The 15,543-nt window shown below is 74.2% G+C and carries 14 protein-coding genes and 1 pseudogene; 9 read left to right on the top strand and 6 right to left on the bottom strand.

Features of this window, described 5'->3' with window-relative positions:
- Positions 1-4: 4 nt before the first annotated feature.
- Positions 5-1,659 (bottom strand): annotated as a pseudogene (locus tag HGB54_RS09085) (alpha-amylase family protein).
- Positions 1,656-2,636: a TIGR03885 family FMN-dependent LLM class oxidoreductase gene (locus HGB54_RS09080; protein ID WP_168916137.1), complete on the bottom strand. Its 981-nt coding sequence runs from the start codon at positions 2,634-2,636 to the stop codon at positions 1,656-1,658. The pseudogene HGB54_RS09085 and the gene HGB54_RS09080 overlap by 4 nt, the downstream one beginning before the upstream one ends.
- 181 nt (positions 2,637-2,817) lie before the next feature.
- Between HGB54_RS09080 and HGB54_RS09075 the strand changes: the two genes are divergently transcribed.
- Complete coding sequence (locus HGB54_RS09075) at positions 2,818-3,048, top strand: lipoprotein (RefSeq protein WP_168916136.1); 231 nt, start codon at positions 2,818-2,820, stop codon at positions 3,046-3,048.
- 24 nt (positions 3,049-3,072) lie between these two features.
- Here the strand turns inward: HGB54_RS09075 and HGB54_RS09070 are convergent, their stop codons facing one another.
- Positions 3,073-4,356, bottom strand: coding sequence for a nicotinate phosphoribosyltransferase (locus HGB54_RS09070; RefSeq protein WP_407663501.1), 1,284 nt, complete (start codon positions 4,354-4,356; stop codon positions 3,073-3,075).
- A 90-nt stretch (positions 4,357-4,446) separates the two neighbouring features.
- On the opposite strand from HGB54_RS09070, the gene HGB54_RS09065 reads away from it, so the two are divergent.
- From HGB54_RS09065 to HGB54_RS09040, 6 genes are read left to right on the top strand one after another with little or no spacing between them, the layout of a single operon-like run.
- Positions 4,447-5,928, top strand: coding sequence for a cryptochrome/photolyase family protein (locus HGB54_RS09065; RefSeq protein WP_168916134.1), 1,482 nt, complete (start codon positions 4,447-4,449; stop codon positions 5,926-5,928).
- 35 nt (positions 5,929-5,963) lie between these two features.
- Entirely contained in the window at positions 5,964-6,803 is an 840-nt protein-coding gene (gene murI, locus HGB54_RS09060; protein WP_168916133.1) for a glutamate racemase, read from the top strand.
- On the top strand, positions 6,800-7,549 hold the full coding sequence (gene rph, locus HGB54_RS09055; protein ID WP_168916132.1) for a ribonuclease PH: 750 nt from the start codon (positions 6,800-6,802) through the stop codon (positions 7,547-7,549). The genes murI and rph overlap by 4 nt, the downstream gene beginning before the upstream one ends.
- Positions 7,546-8,148 (top strand): RdgB/HAM1 family non-canonical purine NTP pyrophosphatase, encoded by a 603-nt coding sequence (gene rdgB / locus HGB54_RS09050; protein ID WP_168916131.1) that lies wholly within the window; start codon positions 7,546-7,548, stop codon positions 8,146-8,148. The genes rph and rdgB overlap by 4 nt, the downstream gene beginning before the upstream one ends.
- Before the next feature lie 4 nt (positions 8,149-8,152).
- Complete coding sequence (locus HGB54_RS09045) at positions 8,153-8,881, top strand: metal-dependent transcriptional regulator (RefSeq protein ID WP_228545774.1); 729 nt, start codon at positions 8,153-8,155, stop codon at positions 8,879-8,881.
- A 9-nt stretch (positions 8,882-8,890) separates the two neighbouring features.
- Positions 8,891-10,138: an Nramp family divalent metal transporter gene (locus HGB54_RS09040; RefSeq protein WP_228545773.1), complete on the top strand. Its 1,248-nt coding sequence runs from the start codon at positions 8,891-8,893 to the stop codon at positions 10,136-10,138.
- A gap of 6 nt (positions 10,139-10,144) precedes the next feature.
- Here HGB54_RS09040 and HGB54_RS09035 read toward each other — a convergent pair whose 3' ends face one another.
- Entirely contained in the window at positions 10,145-11,593 is a 1,449-nt protein-coding gene (locus HGB54_RS09035) for a dihydrolipoyl dehydrogenase family protein (protein WP_168916130.1), read from the bottom strand.
- A 212-nt stretch (positions 11,594-11,805) separates the two neighbouring features.
- On the opposite strand from HGB54_RS09035, the gene HGB54_RS09030 reads away from it, so the two are divergent.
- Both HGB54_RS09030 and HGB54_RS12685 read left to right on the top strand, forming a co-directional pair.
- Positions 11,806-12,339 carry a GNAT family N-acetyltransferase gene (locus HGB54_RS09030; RefSeq protein ID WP_168916129.1) on the top strand — a complete coding sequence of 178 codons (534 nt, stop codon included), beginning with the start codon at positions 11,806-11,808 and terminating at the stop codon, positions 12,337-12,339.
- Between the two features lie 341 nt (positions 12,340-12,680).
- Positions 12,681-13,301 (top strand): hypothetical protein, encoded by a 621-nt coding sequence (locus tag HGB54_RS12685; protein ID WP_228545772.1) that lies wholly within the window; start codon positions 12,681-12,683, stop codon positions 13,299-13,301.
- Here HGB54_RS12685 and HGB54_RS09025 read toward each other — a convergent pair.
- On the bottom strand, positions 13,204-13,863 hold the full coding sequence (locus HGB54_RS09025) for a LuxR C-terminal-related transcriptional regulator (protein ID WP_228545771.1): 660 nt from the start codon (positions 13,861-13,863) through the stop codon (positions 13,204-13,206). The two genes, HGB54_RS12685 and HGB54_RS09025, sit on opposite strands and share 98 nt — an antisense overlap.
- 136 nt (positions 13,864-13,999) lie before the next feature.
- Positions 14,000-15,538, bottom strand: coding sequence for a GAF domain-containing sensor histidine kinase (locus tag HGB54_RS09020; protein ID WP_168916128.1), 1,539 nt, complete (start codon positions 15,536-15,538; stop codon positions 14,000-14,002).
- Positions 15,539-15,543 lie beyond the last annotated feature (5 nt).

The raw sequence follows: 15,543 nt of genomic DNA, 5'->3' as shown, positions 1-15,543 counted from the left end.
GCCGCTACGACAGTCGGTGGTCCTCGTCGTCGTGCACCCGCAGCCAGCGGTGGTCGTAGGCCTCGAGCGTGAGCGCGACGCGACCTCGGTCGTCGGGGGCGACGTCACCCGAGCGCAGCAGGTCGGTGAGCCGGGCATCCCCCGCCACGCCATCGGGCAGGGCGAACTCGACGGTCTGCGGAGCGGCCGAGAAGCTGTGCACCGCGATCATGCAGCCCGAGGAGCCCTGCACGGCGTGCACGAGCACCGCGGCGTTCGGCTGCTCGATGATCGTCAGGGCGCCCCAGCCGATCTCGGCCGAGGCGCGGTAGCGCCGGATGAGCAGCTCCATGAAGCGCAGCAGCGACTCCGGATCCTCGCGCTGGGCCGCGGCGTTGACGTGCTCGGGGCTGTAGCCGTCGCCCGTCACGGGGGCGGCGAGGCGGCGCGGGCGGGCGCGCGAGAAGCCGCCGTTGGCCGTGGCGTTCCACTGCATGGGGGTGCGCACGGCGAGACGGCCGGACTGCGCGAGGTTCTCGCCCATCCCGATCTCCTCGCCGTAGTAGAGCACCGGGGTGCCGGGCAGCGAGAACAGCAGGCTGTAGACCATGCGCACGTGGCGCGGGTCGCCGCCGAGCATCGGGGGCAGACGGCGGGTGATGCCGCGGTCGTAGACGCGCATGCCCTCCTCGGGGGCGAAGGCCTCGAAGACCTCCTGCCGCTCGGCCTCGCTGAGCTTGTCGAGGGTGAGCTCGTCGTGGTTGCGCACGAAGTTCGCCACTGCGACTCCTCGGCGAGCACCGGCCGCTGCTCGAGGGCGCGGGTCAGCGGCCCGGCGTCCTGCCGGGCGAGCGAGAGGTAGAGGTTCTGCATGCCGATGAAGTCGAACTGCATCGTCAGCTCGTCGGCCGCCTCGCCGCCGAAGAAGGCCAGCTGCTGCTCGTACGGCAGGTTGACCTCGCCGAGCAGCACCGAGTCGCCCGAGCGGCGCGAGAGGTACTTGCGCAGCGAGCGCAGCAGCTCGTGCGCGTCGACCGCCGGCTCGTCCTGCTCGAGGAACGGCACGGCGTCGACGCGGAAGCCGCTGAGGCCGAGCTGCATCCAGAAGCCGATGACCTTCGCGATCTCGTCGCGCACCCGCGGGTTCGCGAGGTTGAGGTCGGGCTGGTGGTGGTAGAAGTTGTGCAGGTAGTACTGCCCGGTCTTCTCGTCGAGCTGCCAGACGCCGTCCTCCTCGCCGGGGAACACCGAGACGGGGGCGTTCTTCGGGATCTCGTCGCGCCAGATGTAGAAGTCGCGGTACGGCGAGGTGCGGCTCGAGCGCGCGGCCTTGAACCAGGGGTGCTGGTCGGAGGTGTGGTTGACCACGAGGTCGGCGATGACGCGGATGCCGCGGTCCTTCGCCGTGCGGATGACCTCGACGAGGTCGCCGTGGTGGCCGAGCCGTGAGTCGACGCCGTAGAAGTCCACGATGTCGTAGCCGTCGTCGCGGCCGGGGGTCGGGTAGAAGGGCATGAGCCAGAGGCAGGTGACGCCGAGCTCGGCGAGGTAGTCGATGCGCTGGGCGAGGCCGGCCATGTCGCCGATGCCGTCGTCGTTGGCGTCCATGAAGGTCTCGACGTCGAGGCAGTAGACGACGGCCGTCTTCCACCACAGGTCGCCGGTGTCGGTCGGCCTCATGCGGGCACCCGCGCCGAATCCGAGAAGGCGGCGAGGATGCTCGGCGCGACCCGCTCCAGGAACGCGCGCTGCTCGACCGGCACGTGGTGCACGTAGGCGCCGTCGAAGCCCTGGTCGAGCATCCCGCCGATGGCGTCGACGATCGCGGCGGGGCTGTCGCTCACGACGACCGAGTCGCGCACGTCGTCGGGCCGCACGTGCGCCGCGGCGAGCGCGAAGGCGCGCGGCGAGTCGAGATCCCAGCACAGGGGAGGGGGGAACACGTTGGTGCGCCACTGCTCGAAGGCCTCCTGCAGGGCGCGCTCCTCCGTCTCGGCCCAGGCGACGTGCACCTGCACGTGGACGGGCCCGCGCCCGCCGGCGTCGCGGTAGGCGTCGGAGACCCGGCGCAGCGCGTCGCCGGGCTGGTTGACGGTGACGAGGCCGTCGGCCCACTCGGCCGCCCAGGCCGCGGTCTCGGGGCTCACCGCGGTCGCGTAGAGCGGCGGCGGCGTCGCGGGGCGGGTCCAGAGGCGGGCGCGGTCGACGCGCACGAGGCCGTGGTGGTCGACCTCCTCGCCGGCGAGCAGCGCGCGGATGACGTGGACGCACTCGCGCAGCCGCGCGTTGCGCACGGGCTTCGCCGGCCACGGCTCGCCGGTGATGCGCTCGTTGAGGTTCTCGCCGCTGCCGAGCGCCACCCAGTACCGGCCGGGATTCATCGCCTCGAGCGTCGCGATCGCCTGGGCGCTGATGGCGGGGTGGATGCGCTGGCCGGGGGCGTGCACCTGGCCGATGCGCATCCCGCGCGCCCGTTCGAGGGCCGCGCCCATCCAGGCGAACGAGAAGGCCGACTCGCCCTGCTCCTCGCTCCACGGCGCGAAGTGGTCGCTGCCCATCGCCTCGGTGAAGCCGATCTCCTGGGCGAGCGCGACGGCTTCGAGCAGCGCTCGCGGCTCGACCTGCTCGTGCGATGCGTGGAACCCGATGGTGGGCATGCGTCCTCCTTGCGACGCCCCGACCCTAGGCAGTCGCGGGCGTCGCCGTCGCCGGGCTCACGCCGGGCGTTCAGGTTGCCGGCTGGCCCTATCACCCTCGGCGACCCGGCGCGAGCCCCTGCCGCTGCGCGGTCTTCCTCCGTAGCGTCGGAGACTCATCGACGGTCGGGAGGCCACTGCCATGAAGAAGACGCTCATCACCCTCGCCATGATCGGGATGCTCGCCCTCAGCGGCTGCGGCAACACGGGCGCGCAGACCGGCCCCTACACGGAGAATCCCTCGTCGAACCCCGACGAGCGGCCCTCGGACAGCGACGAGACGGACGAGAACCTCGACGAGGAAGGCGACACCGACCAGGACAACGAGGACGATGCCGAGGACGAGAACGACACCGACACCGACGACCAGTAGGGCGTCGCCCGCGGGCCCGCGCGGCTACCGGTAGACCGTCGGCAGACAGGGCTCGCCGCGCGCGAGCCGGAAGGCCTCGGGCGGCAGCTCGGCGATCGCCGCCGCGCGGTGCTCCCGCGCCGCGCGCACGCCCGCGGCGCCGAGCGCGGAGGGCTCGGCCTCTCCGTCGACCATGAGCGGCACGGTGAGGCCGCGCGGCTCGATGCCGGTGCGGCCCGCCTCGGGCATCCCGTCGCGGTCGTCGTCGACGACGACGTGCTCGGCTCGCGCGATGCCGTCGGGGCCGATGAGGCGCTCTCCGCGCTTCGCGCCGCCGCGGCCGACCTTGCCGCTCGAGGCCTTGGCGACGGGCGTCCACTCGCCGTCCGATCCCGCCTCGCGGCGCGCGACGAGCTTGTAGACGAAGCCGGCCGCGGGCGAGCCCGCTCCGGTGACGACGGCGGTGCCGACCCCGAACGAGTCGACGGGGGCGCCGCTGAGCGCCGCGATCGCGTGCTCGTCGAGGTCGTTCGTGACGGTGATGCGGGTGCTCGTCGCGCCGAGCTCGTCCAGCCGCGCGCGCACCTGCCGCACGAGGGTCGGCAGATCGCCCGAGTCGAGGCGCACCGCTCCGAGCCCGGTGCCGGCGACGCGCACGGCCGTCTCGACGCCGCGGCGCACGTCGTAGGTGTCGACGAGCAGGGTCGTGCCCGGGCCGAGCGAGTCGACCTGGGCGCGGAACGCCTCCTCCTCCGAGTCGTGCAGCAGGGTGAAGGCGTGCGCGGCCGTGCCCATCGTCGGGATGCCCCAGCGCCGCCCCGCCTCGAGGTTCGAGGTGGCGCCGAAGCCGGCGATGTAGGCGGCGCGGGCGGCCGAGACCGCGCTCGCCTCGCCCGTGCGGCGCGAGCCCATCTCGGCGACGCTGCGACCGTCGGCGGCCGAGACCATGCGGGCGGCCGCGGTCGCGACGGCCGTGTCGGCGTTGAGGATGCTCAGCACGACCGTCTCGAGCACGACCGCCTCGGCGAACGAGCCGCGCACGGTCATGAGCGGCGAGCCGGGGAAGTACAGCTCGCCCTCGCGGTACCCCTCGATCGAGCCGGTGAAGCGGTAGTCGGCCAGCCAGGCGAGGGTCGCATCGTCGACGACGCGCTCGTCGGCGAGCCAGTCGAGCTCGGCCCGCCCGAAGCGGAACCGGCTGATCGCCTCGAGCACCCGCCCCGTGCCGGCGAGCACGCCGTAGCGCCGGTCGCCGGGCAGGCGGCGCCCGAACACCTCGAAGACGCACTCGCGGTGCGCGCGGCCCGAGCGCAGGGCCGCCTCGATCATCGTGAGCTCGTAGCGGTCCGTCAGAAGAGCGGTGCTGTCGGTGAGGAGGGCGGTCGTCACGCGCCCAGCCTAGGTGCCTACGCTCGCGGCATGACCGACGCCCCCACCCGCTGGCTCACCGCCGAGCAGCTCGGCCCGCACTTCGACGACGGCGGGCGCATCGTGCTCATCGAGAACCACGAGGTCTTCCGGCGCCGCCCGACCCACCGGCTCAAGGCGCACCTGTACCTCAGCGCCCTGCGGCATCGGGCGCGCGAGCTGGGCGACCGCGGCGAGCTCGTCGTGAGCGGCTCCTACCGGGCGGCGCTCGAGGAGCGCGGCCTCGTGGGCGGCGCGCTCGAGGTGGTCGGGGCGACCTCGTGGGCGCAGCGCCGGCTCGTCGAGGGGCTCGGGGCGAGCATCCTGCCCGATCGGGGCTTCGTCACCGAGCGCGAGGAGTTCGCCCGCTGGGCCGAGGGCAAGACACCGCAGCAGCTGCTCATGGACCGCTTCTACCGGCAGGTGCGCACCCGCACGGGCATCCTCATGGAGGGCTCCGAGCCCGCCGGCGGCCAGTTCTCGTACGACCACGACAACCGCGAGCGGCCGCCGAAGGGCGCCCTGAGCCTGGGCCTGCCCGAGCCGTGGGCGCCCGTCGAGGACGACATCGACGCGAGCGTGCGCGAGACCCTCGACGCGCTCGAGGCCGACGGCGTGCGGTTCCTGGGGCGGGATGCCCCGCGCGCCTTCCCCGTGACGCGCGACGAGGCCCTCGCCTCCCTCGACGAGTTCCTCGAGTCGAGGCTCGGCGACTTCGGGCCCTACGAGGATGCCTCGCTGGCCGGCGACGACACGATGGCGCACAGCCGCCTCAGTGTGGCCCTCAACCTCGGACTGCTGCACCCGCTCGAGATCGTCTCCCGCGTCGTCGCGGAGCACGACGCGGGCCGCGCCCCGCTGCCGAGCGTCGAGGGCATCGTGCGGCAGCTCATCGGCTGGCGCGACTGGGTCTGGCACCTGTACTGGCACCTGGGCGAGGACTACGTCGAGCGCAGCAACCACCTGCAGGCGACGACGCCCCTGCCGGAGGAGTGGTGGCAGCTCGACGGCGGGGCCGTGCAGGCGCGGTGCCTCAGCCACGTGCTCGAGGGCGTCGGCCGCACCGGCTACGCGCACCACATCCAGCGCCTCATGATCCTCGGCAACTTCGCCCTGCAGCGCGGCTACGACCCCGCCGAGCTGACCGCGTGGTTCCAGGGCGCCTTCGTCGACGGCACCCCCTGGGTCATGCCCGCGAACGTCGTCGGCATGAGCCAGTTCGCCGACGGCGGCATCGTGGCGACGAAGCCGTACGCCTCGGGCGGGGCCTACATCGACCGGATGAGCGACTTCTGCGGCGGCTGCCGCTTCGATCCGAAGAAGCGGCTCGGCGAGAGCGCCTGCCCGTTCACGGCGGGCTACTGGGCGTTCCTCGACCGGGTCGAGCCGGTCATCCGGGGCAATCACCGCATGGCGCAGCCGCTCGCGGGCCTGCGCCGCCTCGCCGACCGCGAGGAGGTCGTCGCGCAGGAGCGCGCCCGCACCGCCTACTGACGCCGCCGCGCACCCCCGCACCTAGACTGTCGGGCGTGAGCAGCGCGCCGATCGGAGTCTTCGACTCCGGCGTCGGCGGCCTCACCGTGGCGCGCGCGATCATCGACCAGCTGCCGCGCGAGCAGGTGCTCTACCTCGGCGACACGGCGAACGGCCCCTACGGCCCCCGCCCGATCGCGCAGGTGCGCGAGCACGCCCTCGCCGTCATGGACGAGCTCGTCGACCAGGGCGTCAAGATGCTCGTCATCGCCTGCAACACCGCGAGCGCCGCCATGTTCCGGGATGCTCGCGAGCGGTTCGAGCAGGGCCACGGCATCCCCGTGGTCGAGGTCATCCAGCCCGCCGTGCGCCAGGCCGTGCGGCGCACGCGCACCAAGCGCATCGGCGTCATCGGCACCGAGGGCACGATCAACTCGCGCGCTTACGCCGACGCCTTCGTCGCGGACCCGGGCATCGTGCTGACCCAGGCGGCCGCGCCGCGCTTCGTCGAGTTCGTCGAGGCGGGCGTCACCTCCGGCCCCGAGCTCTTCGCGGCGGCCGAGCAGTACCTCGCGCCGCTCATCGCCGCCGACATCGACACCCTCGTGCTCGGCTGCACCCACTACCCCCTCCTCGCCGGCGCCATCCAGTACGTCGTCGGCCCGGAGGTCTCGCTCGTCTCGAGCGCCGAGCAGACGGCCTACGACGTGTACGGCCGTCTCGTCGCCCACTCCCTGCTGAGCGATCGGCAGGATGCCCCCCGCCACGTCTTCGAGGCCACGGGCTCCGACACCGACCGCTTCCGGCAGCTCGCCGCGCGGTTCCTCGGGCCCGAGGTCACCCGCGTCGAGTCGTTCCCGACCGGCGCCATCCCCCTCCCGAAAGGCACCCCATGACCACGATCGCCGAATCCGCCGGCCTGCGCGCCGACGGCCGCACCGCCGACCAGCTGCGCCCCGTCACGATCGAGCGCGGCTGGAGCGCCCAGGCCGAGGGCAGCGCCCTCATCACCGTCGGCGGCACCCGCGTGCTGTGCACGGCGAGCTTCACGAACGGCGTGCCGCGCTGGCTCGTCGGCAAGGGCCGCGGCTGGGTCACCGCCGAGTACGGCATGCTGCCGCGCTCGACGAACGAGCGCATGGACCGCGAGAGCGTCAAGGGCCGCGTCGGCGGCCGCACGCACGAGATCTCGCGCCTCATCGGCCGCGCCCTCCGCGCCGTGATCGACACGAAGGCGCTCGGCGAGAACACGATCAAGATCGACTGCGACGTGCTGCAGGCCGACGGCGGCACCCGCACGGCCTCGATCACGGGCGCCTACGTCGCGCTCGCCGACGCGGTCGAGTGGGGCCGCGACAAGGGCTTCATCGGCAAGAAGGCGACCGCCCTCACCGACTCGCTCGCCGCCGTGAGCGTCGGCATCGTCGACGGCGTGCCCATGCTCGACCTGCCCTACGAGGAGGACAGCCGCGCCGAGACCGACATGAACGTCGTCGTCACCGGGTCGGGAAAGTTCGTCGAGGTGCAGGGCACGGCCGAGGCCGCTCCCTTCGACCGCGCCGAGCTGGATGCCCTGCTCGACCTGGCCCTCGGGGGCTGCCTCTCGCTCAGCCACCTGCAGCGCGAGGCGCTCGCCCGATGAGGGTCGTCGTCGCGACGCACAACGCGCACAAGGTCGAGGAGCTGCAGCGCATCCTCGGCGCCGAAGTCCCCGGGCTAGAGCTCGTCGCGTACGACGGCCCCGCGCCGGAGGAGGACGGCGACTCCTTCGCCGCCAACGCCCTCATCAAGGCCCGCGCGGCCGCGGAGCACACGGGTCTGCCGGCGATCGCGGATGATTCGGGCATCTCGGTCGATGCGCTCGACGGGGCGCCGGGCATCCACTCGGCCTACTACTCGGGCGCGCGCGACGACGCCGCCAACGTGCAGCACCTGCTCGCCGAGCTCGCCGCGCTCGGCGACGGCGCCGACCGCACGGCCCGCTTCAGCTGCGCCGCCGCGCTCGTCGACCCGACCGTCGAGGGGGAGCCGTTCGAGACGGTCGAGCTCGGCGTCTGGCCCGGCGCGGTCGCGCACGCCGTCGCCGGCGGCGGCGGGTTCGGCTACGACCCCGTGTTCATCCCCGAGGGGCTGACCGTCACGAGCGCCGAGATCACCGCGGACGAGAAGAACGCGATCAGCCACCGGGCGCGGGCCTTCGCGGCGCTCGCCGTCGTGCTGCGGGCCCGAGCCGAGGGCTGATCCCGTGGTCGAGTCGGGGGTGCGGGCCGAGTCGAGCGGTGCGGCCTCGACCGCGGCCGACGACTACCTGAAGACGATCTACTCGCACACCGAGTGGCAGCCGAAGCCGATCACGCCGGGCGAGCTCGCCGTGCGGCTCGGGCTCGCTCCCTCGAGCGTCACCGAGATGGTGAAGAAGCTGGCGGCGGCGGGGCTCGTCGACCACCGGCCGTACGCGGCGATCCGCCTCACGCCCGCGGGGGAGCAGCGCGCGCTCGCCATGCTGCGCCGGCACCGGCTCATCGAGACCTGGCTCGTCGCGACCCACGGCTACGGCTGGGACGAGGTGCACGACGAGGCCGAGGTGCTCGAGCACGCCCTCAGCGACCGGCTGCTCGCGGCGATCGACGCGCAGCTCGGGCATCCCCGCCGCGACCCGCACGGCGACCTCATCCCCGGCCCCGACGGCGCGATCGAGCGGCCGGCGGCCGTGCGGCTCGACCTCGCCGCCGTCGGCGCGCGGGGCGCGGTCGTGCGGCTCAGCGACCGCGATCCGGCGGGCCTGCGCGAGCTCGAGCGGCTCGGCATCGCCCTCGACGAGCAGCTCGAGGTGGCGCCGGCGCCGGGCTCGGGGTCGGCTCCGGGGTCGGGGGAGGGCGCGCGGGTCGCCGTGCGACGGGCGACGGGAGCGCTCGACGTGCTGCCGCTCGACGTCGCCGCGGCCGTGTGGCTCACGGAGGGCATCCCGACGTAATATTTCGGCGTGCCGAAAAATCTGACGGATGCCCCCGCCGCCCGCCGCGGACTGCTCGTCGTCCCCCTGCTCGGCCCGGCGCTCGTGGCGGGCGTGGCGTACCTCGACCCGGGCAACGTCGCTGCGAACATGACCGCGGGGGCGCTCTTCGGCTACCTCCTCGTCTGGGTGGTCGTGACGGGCAACGTCATGGCGTGGCTCATCCAGTACCTCTCGGCGAAGCTCGGGCTCGTCACCGGGCTGAGCCTGCCCGAGGCGCTGGGGCAGCGGTTCCGCCGCCGCGGGGCGCGCCTCGGCTACTGGGGGCAGGCCGAGCTCGTCGCCATGGCCACCGACGTCGCCGAGGTCATCGGCGGGGCCGTCGCCCTGTACCTGCTGTTCGACCTGCCGCTGCTGCTCGGGGGCATCATCACGGGCGCGGTGTCGATGCTGCTGCTCGTCGTGCAGTCCCGGCACGGGGCGAAGCCGTTCGAGCGGGTCGTCACCGGGCTCATGCTCGTGATCGTGGTCGGCTTCTGCGCCGGGCTCGTCGTCGGGCCGCCCGACGCCGCGCAGGCCGCGGGCGGCCTCGTGCCGATGTTCGAGGGCACCGAGTCCGTGCTGCTCGCGGCGAGCATCCTGGGCGCCACGGTCATGCCGCACGCCATCTACGCGCACTCGGCGCTCACCCGCGACCGCTTCGGCCTCGTCGCCGCCGGCGTCGAGCGCACCCGGGTGCTGCGGGCGACGCGCATCGACGTCACCGTCGCGCTCGCGATCGCCGGCAGCGTCAACGTCGTCATCCTGCTGCTCGCCGCCGCGAACCTGCAGGGCGTCGAGGGCACCGACACGCTCGAGGGCGCGCACGCCGCGCTCGGGGCGGCGCTCGGCGAGCCCATCGCGCTGCTGTTCGCGATCGGGCTGCTCGCGAGCGGCCTCGCCTCGACGAGCGTCGGCGCCTACGCCGGCGCCGAGATCATGAAGGGGCTGCTGCGCGTGCGCATCCCGCTGCTGCTGCGCCGCGCGGTGACGATCGCGCCGGCGCTGCTGCTGCTCGCGCTCGGCGTCGACCCGACCCTCGCGCTCGTGCTCAGCCAGGTGGTGCTGAGCTTCGGCATCCCCTTCGCGCTCATCCCGCTCGTGCGCCTCACCGCCGACCGCGGGCTCATGGGCACGGCGGTCAACCGCCGCCTCACGACGGGGCTCGCGGTCGTCGCGGCAGGGCTGCTCGTCGCGCTCAACGTGACGCTGCTCGTGCTGCTCGCCATCGGGGTCTGAGCCCGGTCAGCGCACGACGAGCGAGCGCAGCCGCGCGAGCACCCGCACGGCCGCGCCGACGGCGCCGGTGCGCAGGCGGCCGCGCACGTCGGCGACGGCGGCGTTCCAGAACGCGTCGCTGTAGGTCGGGTAGGCGTGGGTTGCGCTCGCGATCGCGCTCGTCTTCAGCCCCCGCGTGACGGCGAGGGAGGCCTCGCCGAGGGATTCGCCGGCACGCGGGCCGACGATGAGGGCTCCGCGCACCCGGCCCTTCGCGTCGATCACGAGCGAGGTGAAGCCGGTGGTGCGGTCGTCGGCGATGGCGCGGTCGACGTGATGGTGGTCGACGGTCTGCACCGAGCATCCGTTCGCCTCGGCCTCGGAGGGCTGCAGCCCGACGGCGGCGACCTCGGGGTGGGTGAAGGTGACGCGGGGCACGACCTCGCTGACGGTGCGGCGCAGGCCGAGCACGGCGTTGGTGGCGGCGACGCTGCCGTTGACGCCGGCGGTGTGGGTGAACTGGGGCAGTCCGCTGACGTCGCCGGCGGCCCGGATGCGCGGGTTGCTGGTGCGCAGGGTGCCGTCGACGACGACGTGCCCGCGCTCGTCGGTGTCGACGCCGGCGGCGGCGAGGCCGAGCGCGTCGTCGGTGCGGGGCGCGCGGCCGAGCGCGGCGAGCAGGCGGTCGAAGGGCAGGGCGGTGCCGTCATCGAGGTGCAGGATGCCGCTCTCGCCGTCCTCGCCCGCCTCGACCCGCACGACCTGCGTGCCGAGCCGCACGTCGACGCCGTCGTCCTCGAGCGCGGCGGTGACGAGCCGCGAGGCGCTCTCGTCCTCCTTCGGCAGCAGCCGGGGGCCGCGCTGCACGAGCGCGACGTGCGAGCCGAGCCGCGCGAACGCCTGCCCGAGCTCGCAGCCGATGGCGCCGCCGCCGATGACGACGAGGCGCTCGGGCAGGGTCGTGAGGTCCCACACGTCGTCGCTCGTGAGCACGGCGACGCCGTCGATGCCGGGTGCGTCGGGAACGCTCGGGGCGGAGCCGGTGGTGATGATCGCCTGCCGGAACGCGATCGGGCGCCCGTCGATCTCGGCGCTGCGAGGCCCGGTGAAGCGCGCGCGGCCCATGACGACGAGCGCTCCGGACTGCTCGATGCTCTCGACGGAGTCGACGGGCGCGATGGTGCTCATGGCATCGTGCACGTGCCCCATGACGGCGGCGAAGTCGACGCGCACGCCGTCGACGTGCACGCCGAGGTGACCGCCGTCGCGGGCGCTCTGCGCGAGCTCGGCGGCGTGGATGAGCGACTTCGAGGGCACGCACCCCGTCCACAGGCAGTCGCCGCCCATGCGGTGCGCCTCGACGAGCAGCGTCGTCGCGCCGAAGCCGGCGGCGGTCTTCGCGGCGACGAGCCCGGCGGTGCCGGCGCCGATGATGAGCACGTCGACGGTGTCGGGCAGGTCGGCGAGTCTCGTCATGGGCCGAGCGTATCGGCGCGCGGGACTTGCTAGCCTGCGGATCGGGGCTGCACCCCTCGCCCCTGCCCCTCGCCCCTACTTGTCGCCTCTCGCCTGGCCCCTCGCTCCGGGCACCCGCCCTTCTCGCCTGTCGTCCCTCGTACCCGCCCTCTCGTCCCTCGTCCTTCGCGCCGCGCCCCTGCCCGCGCCGCTCGCCCTGACCCCGGAGTCCGATGCCTGCCTCTCCCGCCCCCGCCCCCGCGCCCCTGCCCGCCGATCTGCGCCTCGTCCCGCTGACGGCGGTGGATGCTCCGCGCATCGCCCCGCTGAACGACGCGGCCTACCCGGCGGTGCCGGTGACGTCGCCCGAGGATCTCGCCGCGCTCGTCGACCTGGCCGCCCTGCCGCTCGGCATCGAGTCGTCCGAGGGCGAGCTCGTCGGGTTCGTGCTCGCCCTGGCGCCCGGCGCCGCGTACGACAGCGAGAACTTCCGCTTCTTCGAGGAGCGCGGCGTCGACTGCCTGTACGTGGACCGCATCGTGATCGCCGAGTCGCAGCGCGGCCGCGGTCTCGGTCCCGTGCTGTACGACCGGGTCTTCTCGCTCGCGCGCGAGCAGGGCCGCCGCGAGGTGACCTGCGAGGTCAACCTCGACCCGCCCAACCCCGGAAGCCTCGCCTTCCACGCCCGCCTCGGCTTCGTACCGGTCGGCAGCCAGCCCACCAAGGGCGGCACGGTGACGGTGCAGCTCCTCGCCGCACCCGTCTGAGCCCTCGCTCGCCGCGCCTCCGTCGGCTCGGTGCGGGCTCGGAGCCCACTCCACAGGGTTCGGATTTCTCTGCTGAGGCCCTTCCACTCTGCAGGAACTCCGCGATCATTCGTCACGAAAGTCCTGCAGAGTGGAAGGAGCACGGAGGCGAATCCCGCACCCCGCGTTCCGCGCGCGGACGCGGCGCGGTTCGGCTCTGATGGGCGCGCCCGAAATCTCGGCGGGCACGGGCGCATCCGACGACGCGGCACGCGTCCTCCCCAGCGCCGGGTAGGCCATCGCGGGCCACGAGGGCGGGCGCGGGAACGGAGCGGGGGAGCGGGCTCCCGCATCCTGACCCGATGACGCGCAGCCCCATCCACCTCGACACCGACATCCGCTCGTTCGGCGGAATCGCCTCCGCCGCCGAGCTGCTCGACCTCGGCTACACCCGCGACGCCCTTCGACTGTGGGGCGACGGGCGGCGCAGCCGGCGGCTGCGGCGCGGCTGGTACGCCCCGCGCGACCTGCCCGAGGAGGTGGTGGCCGCCTGGGACGCCGGCGGGGTGCTCGCCTGCGTCAGCGCCCTCGCCCTCGCCGACCCCGGAGCAGCGTCGCGAGCGCTCGACGAGCTGCACATCTGCGTGCCGCGCACCGCCTCGCGCATCCCGCGGACGGTGCCGCTGCGCGGCCGCGCGGTGCGCGTCGTCGCGCACTGGAGTACGGCCGACCACGAGTCCGGCACGCGCCGGGGCGTCGACGCGGCGACCGCGGTGCGTCAGGCGCGCCGATGCGCGCGCCGCGCAACAGCGGATGCGAGCGCAGAGTGCAGGAGCGCGCTCGCCGGCGCCGAGCCCCAAGAGCGGCGCGAGCAGCGCGCGGTGACTAGCGGCCCGGGCGCCTGTCCTTCGGCAACCACTCCGCCGCGAGCACCGCGGCCTGCGTGCGCCGCTGCATGCCGAGCTTCGCGAGGATGCCGCTGACGTAGTTCTTCACCGTCTTCTCCGCCAGGAACAGGCGCGCGCCGATCTCGCGGTTCGACAGGCCCTCGGCGATGAGCGACAGGATCTCGCGCTCGCGCGGGGTGAGCCCGAACAGGGGGGAGTCCGGGGAGGGCTCGCCGCGCATCCGGCTCATGACGCGCTCGACCACCGCCGGCTCCAGCAGCGACTCGCCCGCGGCGACGCGACGGATGCCCTCCACGAGCCGCGTCGCGCGCACCTCCTTCAGCAGGTAGCCGTCGGCCCCCGCCAGCACGGCGGCGAGCACCGCCTCGTCGTCGTCGTACGAGGTCAGGATCACGCAGCCGATCGACGGCGCCGCCGACTTCACATCGCGGCAGACGTCGATGCCGCTGCCGTCGGGCAGCCGCCCGTCGAGCACCGCCACCGTCGTCCCCGTCGCGACGATCGCCGCGGCTGAGCCCGCCACCTCGCCGGCCTCGCCCACGACGACGATGCCCGGCTCCTCGGCCAGCAGATCCGCCAGGCCGCGCCGGACGATCTCGTGATCATCGAGGAGGAAGACGCGGATGCTCTCGGACATGTCGAGCGCCATCGTAGGAGTCACGGCCATGACGCCGCCGAGCCGACGTTCGCGAAACGACCATCGGCCCGCAGAGCGCGCGAGGCCGACGGCGGCGAGGGGGACGACGGAGCGGCGGGCGACGGCGAAGGGCGTCTCACTCGGCCTTCCACGGCACGACCCAGCGCAGGTGGGTGCCGCGCGGCGAGGCGGCGCCGACGGCGAAGGTGCCGCCGAGCTCGACGGCGCGGGCCCGCAGGTTCTCGAGGCCGCTGCGGTGCACCGAGGCGGGCATCCCGATGCCGTCGTCGGTGACCGTCAGCACCACCTGGGCGCCGCGCACGGCCACGCTCACCGCGACGACGCGGGCGCGGGCGTGGCGCACCGCGTTCGCGAGCGCCTCGCGGATGACCGCCGCGACCTCGTCGCCGAGGGAGGTGTCGACGAGGGTGTCGACCGGTCCGCTGAACTCGAGGCGCGAGTCGAGGCCCTCGCCCTCGAGGGTCTGCCGCACGAGCGTGTTGATGCGCGCGCGCAGCGAGTAGGTCTCGGCCGAGGGCGGCGCCGACAGCCGGTAGATCGCCTGCCGGATCTGCCGGATCGTCGCGTCGATCGCATCGACCTGCGCCGCGAGGCGCGCCCCCATCGGCGTCGAGGGGTCGCCGACGACGCTCTGCAGGCTCAGCCCGATCGCGAACAGGCTCTGGATGACGTGGTCGTGCAGGTCGCGCGCGATGCGGTCGCGCTCGTCCGCCAGCGCCAGGCGCTGCTCGTCGAGGCGGGCCGCCGACAGCTCCCGCGCGATCGTCGTCGAGCGGGCGAAGCGCGCGGCCGTCTCGCGGTCGGCCTCGGTGAAGGGATGCCCCGCCGCCCCCCGCACGATCGTCAACGTGCCCGCCTCGGTGTCGTCGGCGCCGAGCAGCGGCACCGTGAGGCGGCGCTGCGGCTGCTCGTCGCAGCGCCCGGCCTGCACGCTGATCGCGCCGGGCCCCGCGCCGAGGGTGACCTCCACGCCCGCCGCCTCGGAGACCGCGAGCGCGGTCTCGGCGACCTCGTCGAGGGCGTCGGGCGACAGCGCGCCCGAGAGCAGCCGGCGGCCGAGGCGCTCCGAGGCCTCGAGCCAGCGGCGCTCGGCGCGCGCCTGCTCGTACAGCCGCGAATTGGCGATCGCGGTGCCCGCCATGGAGGCGAGGCTGCCGATGATCGCCTGGTCGAGGTCATCGAAGGGCCCGCCGCCCTCCCGCTCGGTCAGGTAGAGGTTGCCGTACGCGACCTCGCCCACGAGCACCGGCACCCCGAGGAAGGCGTGCATGGGCGGGTGGTGGTCGGGGAACCCGACCGAGCGCGGATCGTCGTCGAGGCGGTCGAGCCGGATGGGCGCGCCCTCGGTGATGACGGCGCCGAGCAGGCCGTGCCCGGCGGGCAGGTGCCCGATGCGCGCGGCCTCGTCCTCGGGCAGCCCCGCGTGCACGAAGCGCTCGAGGCGGCCGTCGGGCGAGATCACGCCGAGGGCGCCGTAGCGGGCGCCGACGAGCTCGCGGGCGACGTCGACGATGTGCTGCAGCGCGCTCGTGAGATCGAGATCCCGTGTGACGGTCTGCGAGGCGGAGAGCAGCAGCGCGAGCCGCGCGCGACCCGCCTCGGGCGAGCCCGCCCGGTCGAGGATCCGACCGATGAGCGCCGCGGTATCGGGCATGCCGG

The organism is Microcella flavibacter (assembly GCF_012530535.1).
GTDB lineage: Bacteria > Actinomycetota > Actinomycetes > Actinomycetales > Microbacteriaceae > Microcella > Microcella flavibacter.
This window is presented reverse-complemented; position numbering and strand designations above follow the sequence as displayed.

Coding starts and splice junctions, on each gene's coding strand:
- HGB54_RS09080 (WP_168916137.1), bottom strand. CDS start 2,636: ATGCCCACCATCGGGTTCCACGCATCGCACGAGCAGGTCGAGCCGCGA.
- HGB54_RS09075 (WP_168916136.1), top strand. CDS start 2,818: ATGAAGAAGACGCTCATCACCCTCGCCATGATCGGGATGCTCGCCCTC.
- HGB54_RS09070 (WP_407663501.1), bottom strand. CDS start 4,356: ATGATCGAGGCGGCCCTGCGCTCGGGCCGCGCGCACCGCGAGTGCGTC.
- HGB54_RS09065 (WP_168916134.1), top strand. CDS start 4,447: ATGACCGACGCCCCCACCCGCTGGCTCACCGCCGAGCAGCTCGGCCCG.
- rph (WP_168916132.1), top strand. CDS start 6,800: ATGACCACGATCGCCGAATCCGCCGGCCTGCGCGCCGACGGCCGCACC.
- rdgB (WP_168916131.1), top strand. CDS start 7,546: ATGAGGGTCGTCGTCGCGACGCACAACGCGCACAAGGTCGAGGAGCTG.
- HGB54_RS09035 (WP_168916130.1), bottom strand. CDS start 11,593: ATGACGAGACTCGCCGACCTGCCCGACACCGTCGACGTGCTCATCATC.
- HGB54_RS09030 (WP_168916129.1), top strand. CDS start 11,806: ATGCCTGCCTCTCCCGCCCCCGCCCCCGCGCCCCTGCCCGCCGATCTG.
- HGB54_RS12685 (WP_228545772.1), top strand. CDS start 12,681: ATGACGCGCAGCCCCATCCACCTCGACACCGACATCCGCTCGTTCGGC.
- HGB54_RS09025 (WP_228545771.1), bottom strand. CDS start 13,863: ATGTCCGAGAGCATCCGCGTCTTCCTCCTCGATGATCACGAGATCGTC.
- HGB54_RS09020 (WP_168916128.1), bottom strand. CDS start 15,538: ATGCCCGATACCGCGGCGCTCATCGGTCGGATCCTCGACCGGGCGGGC.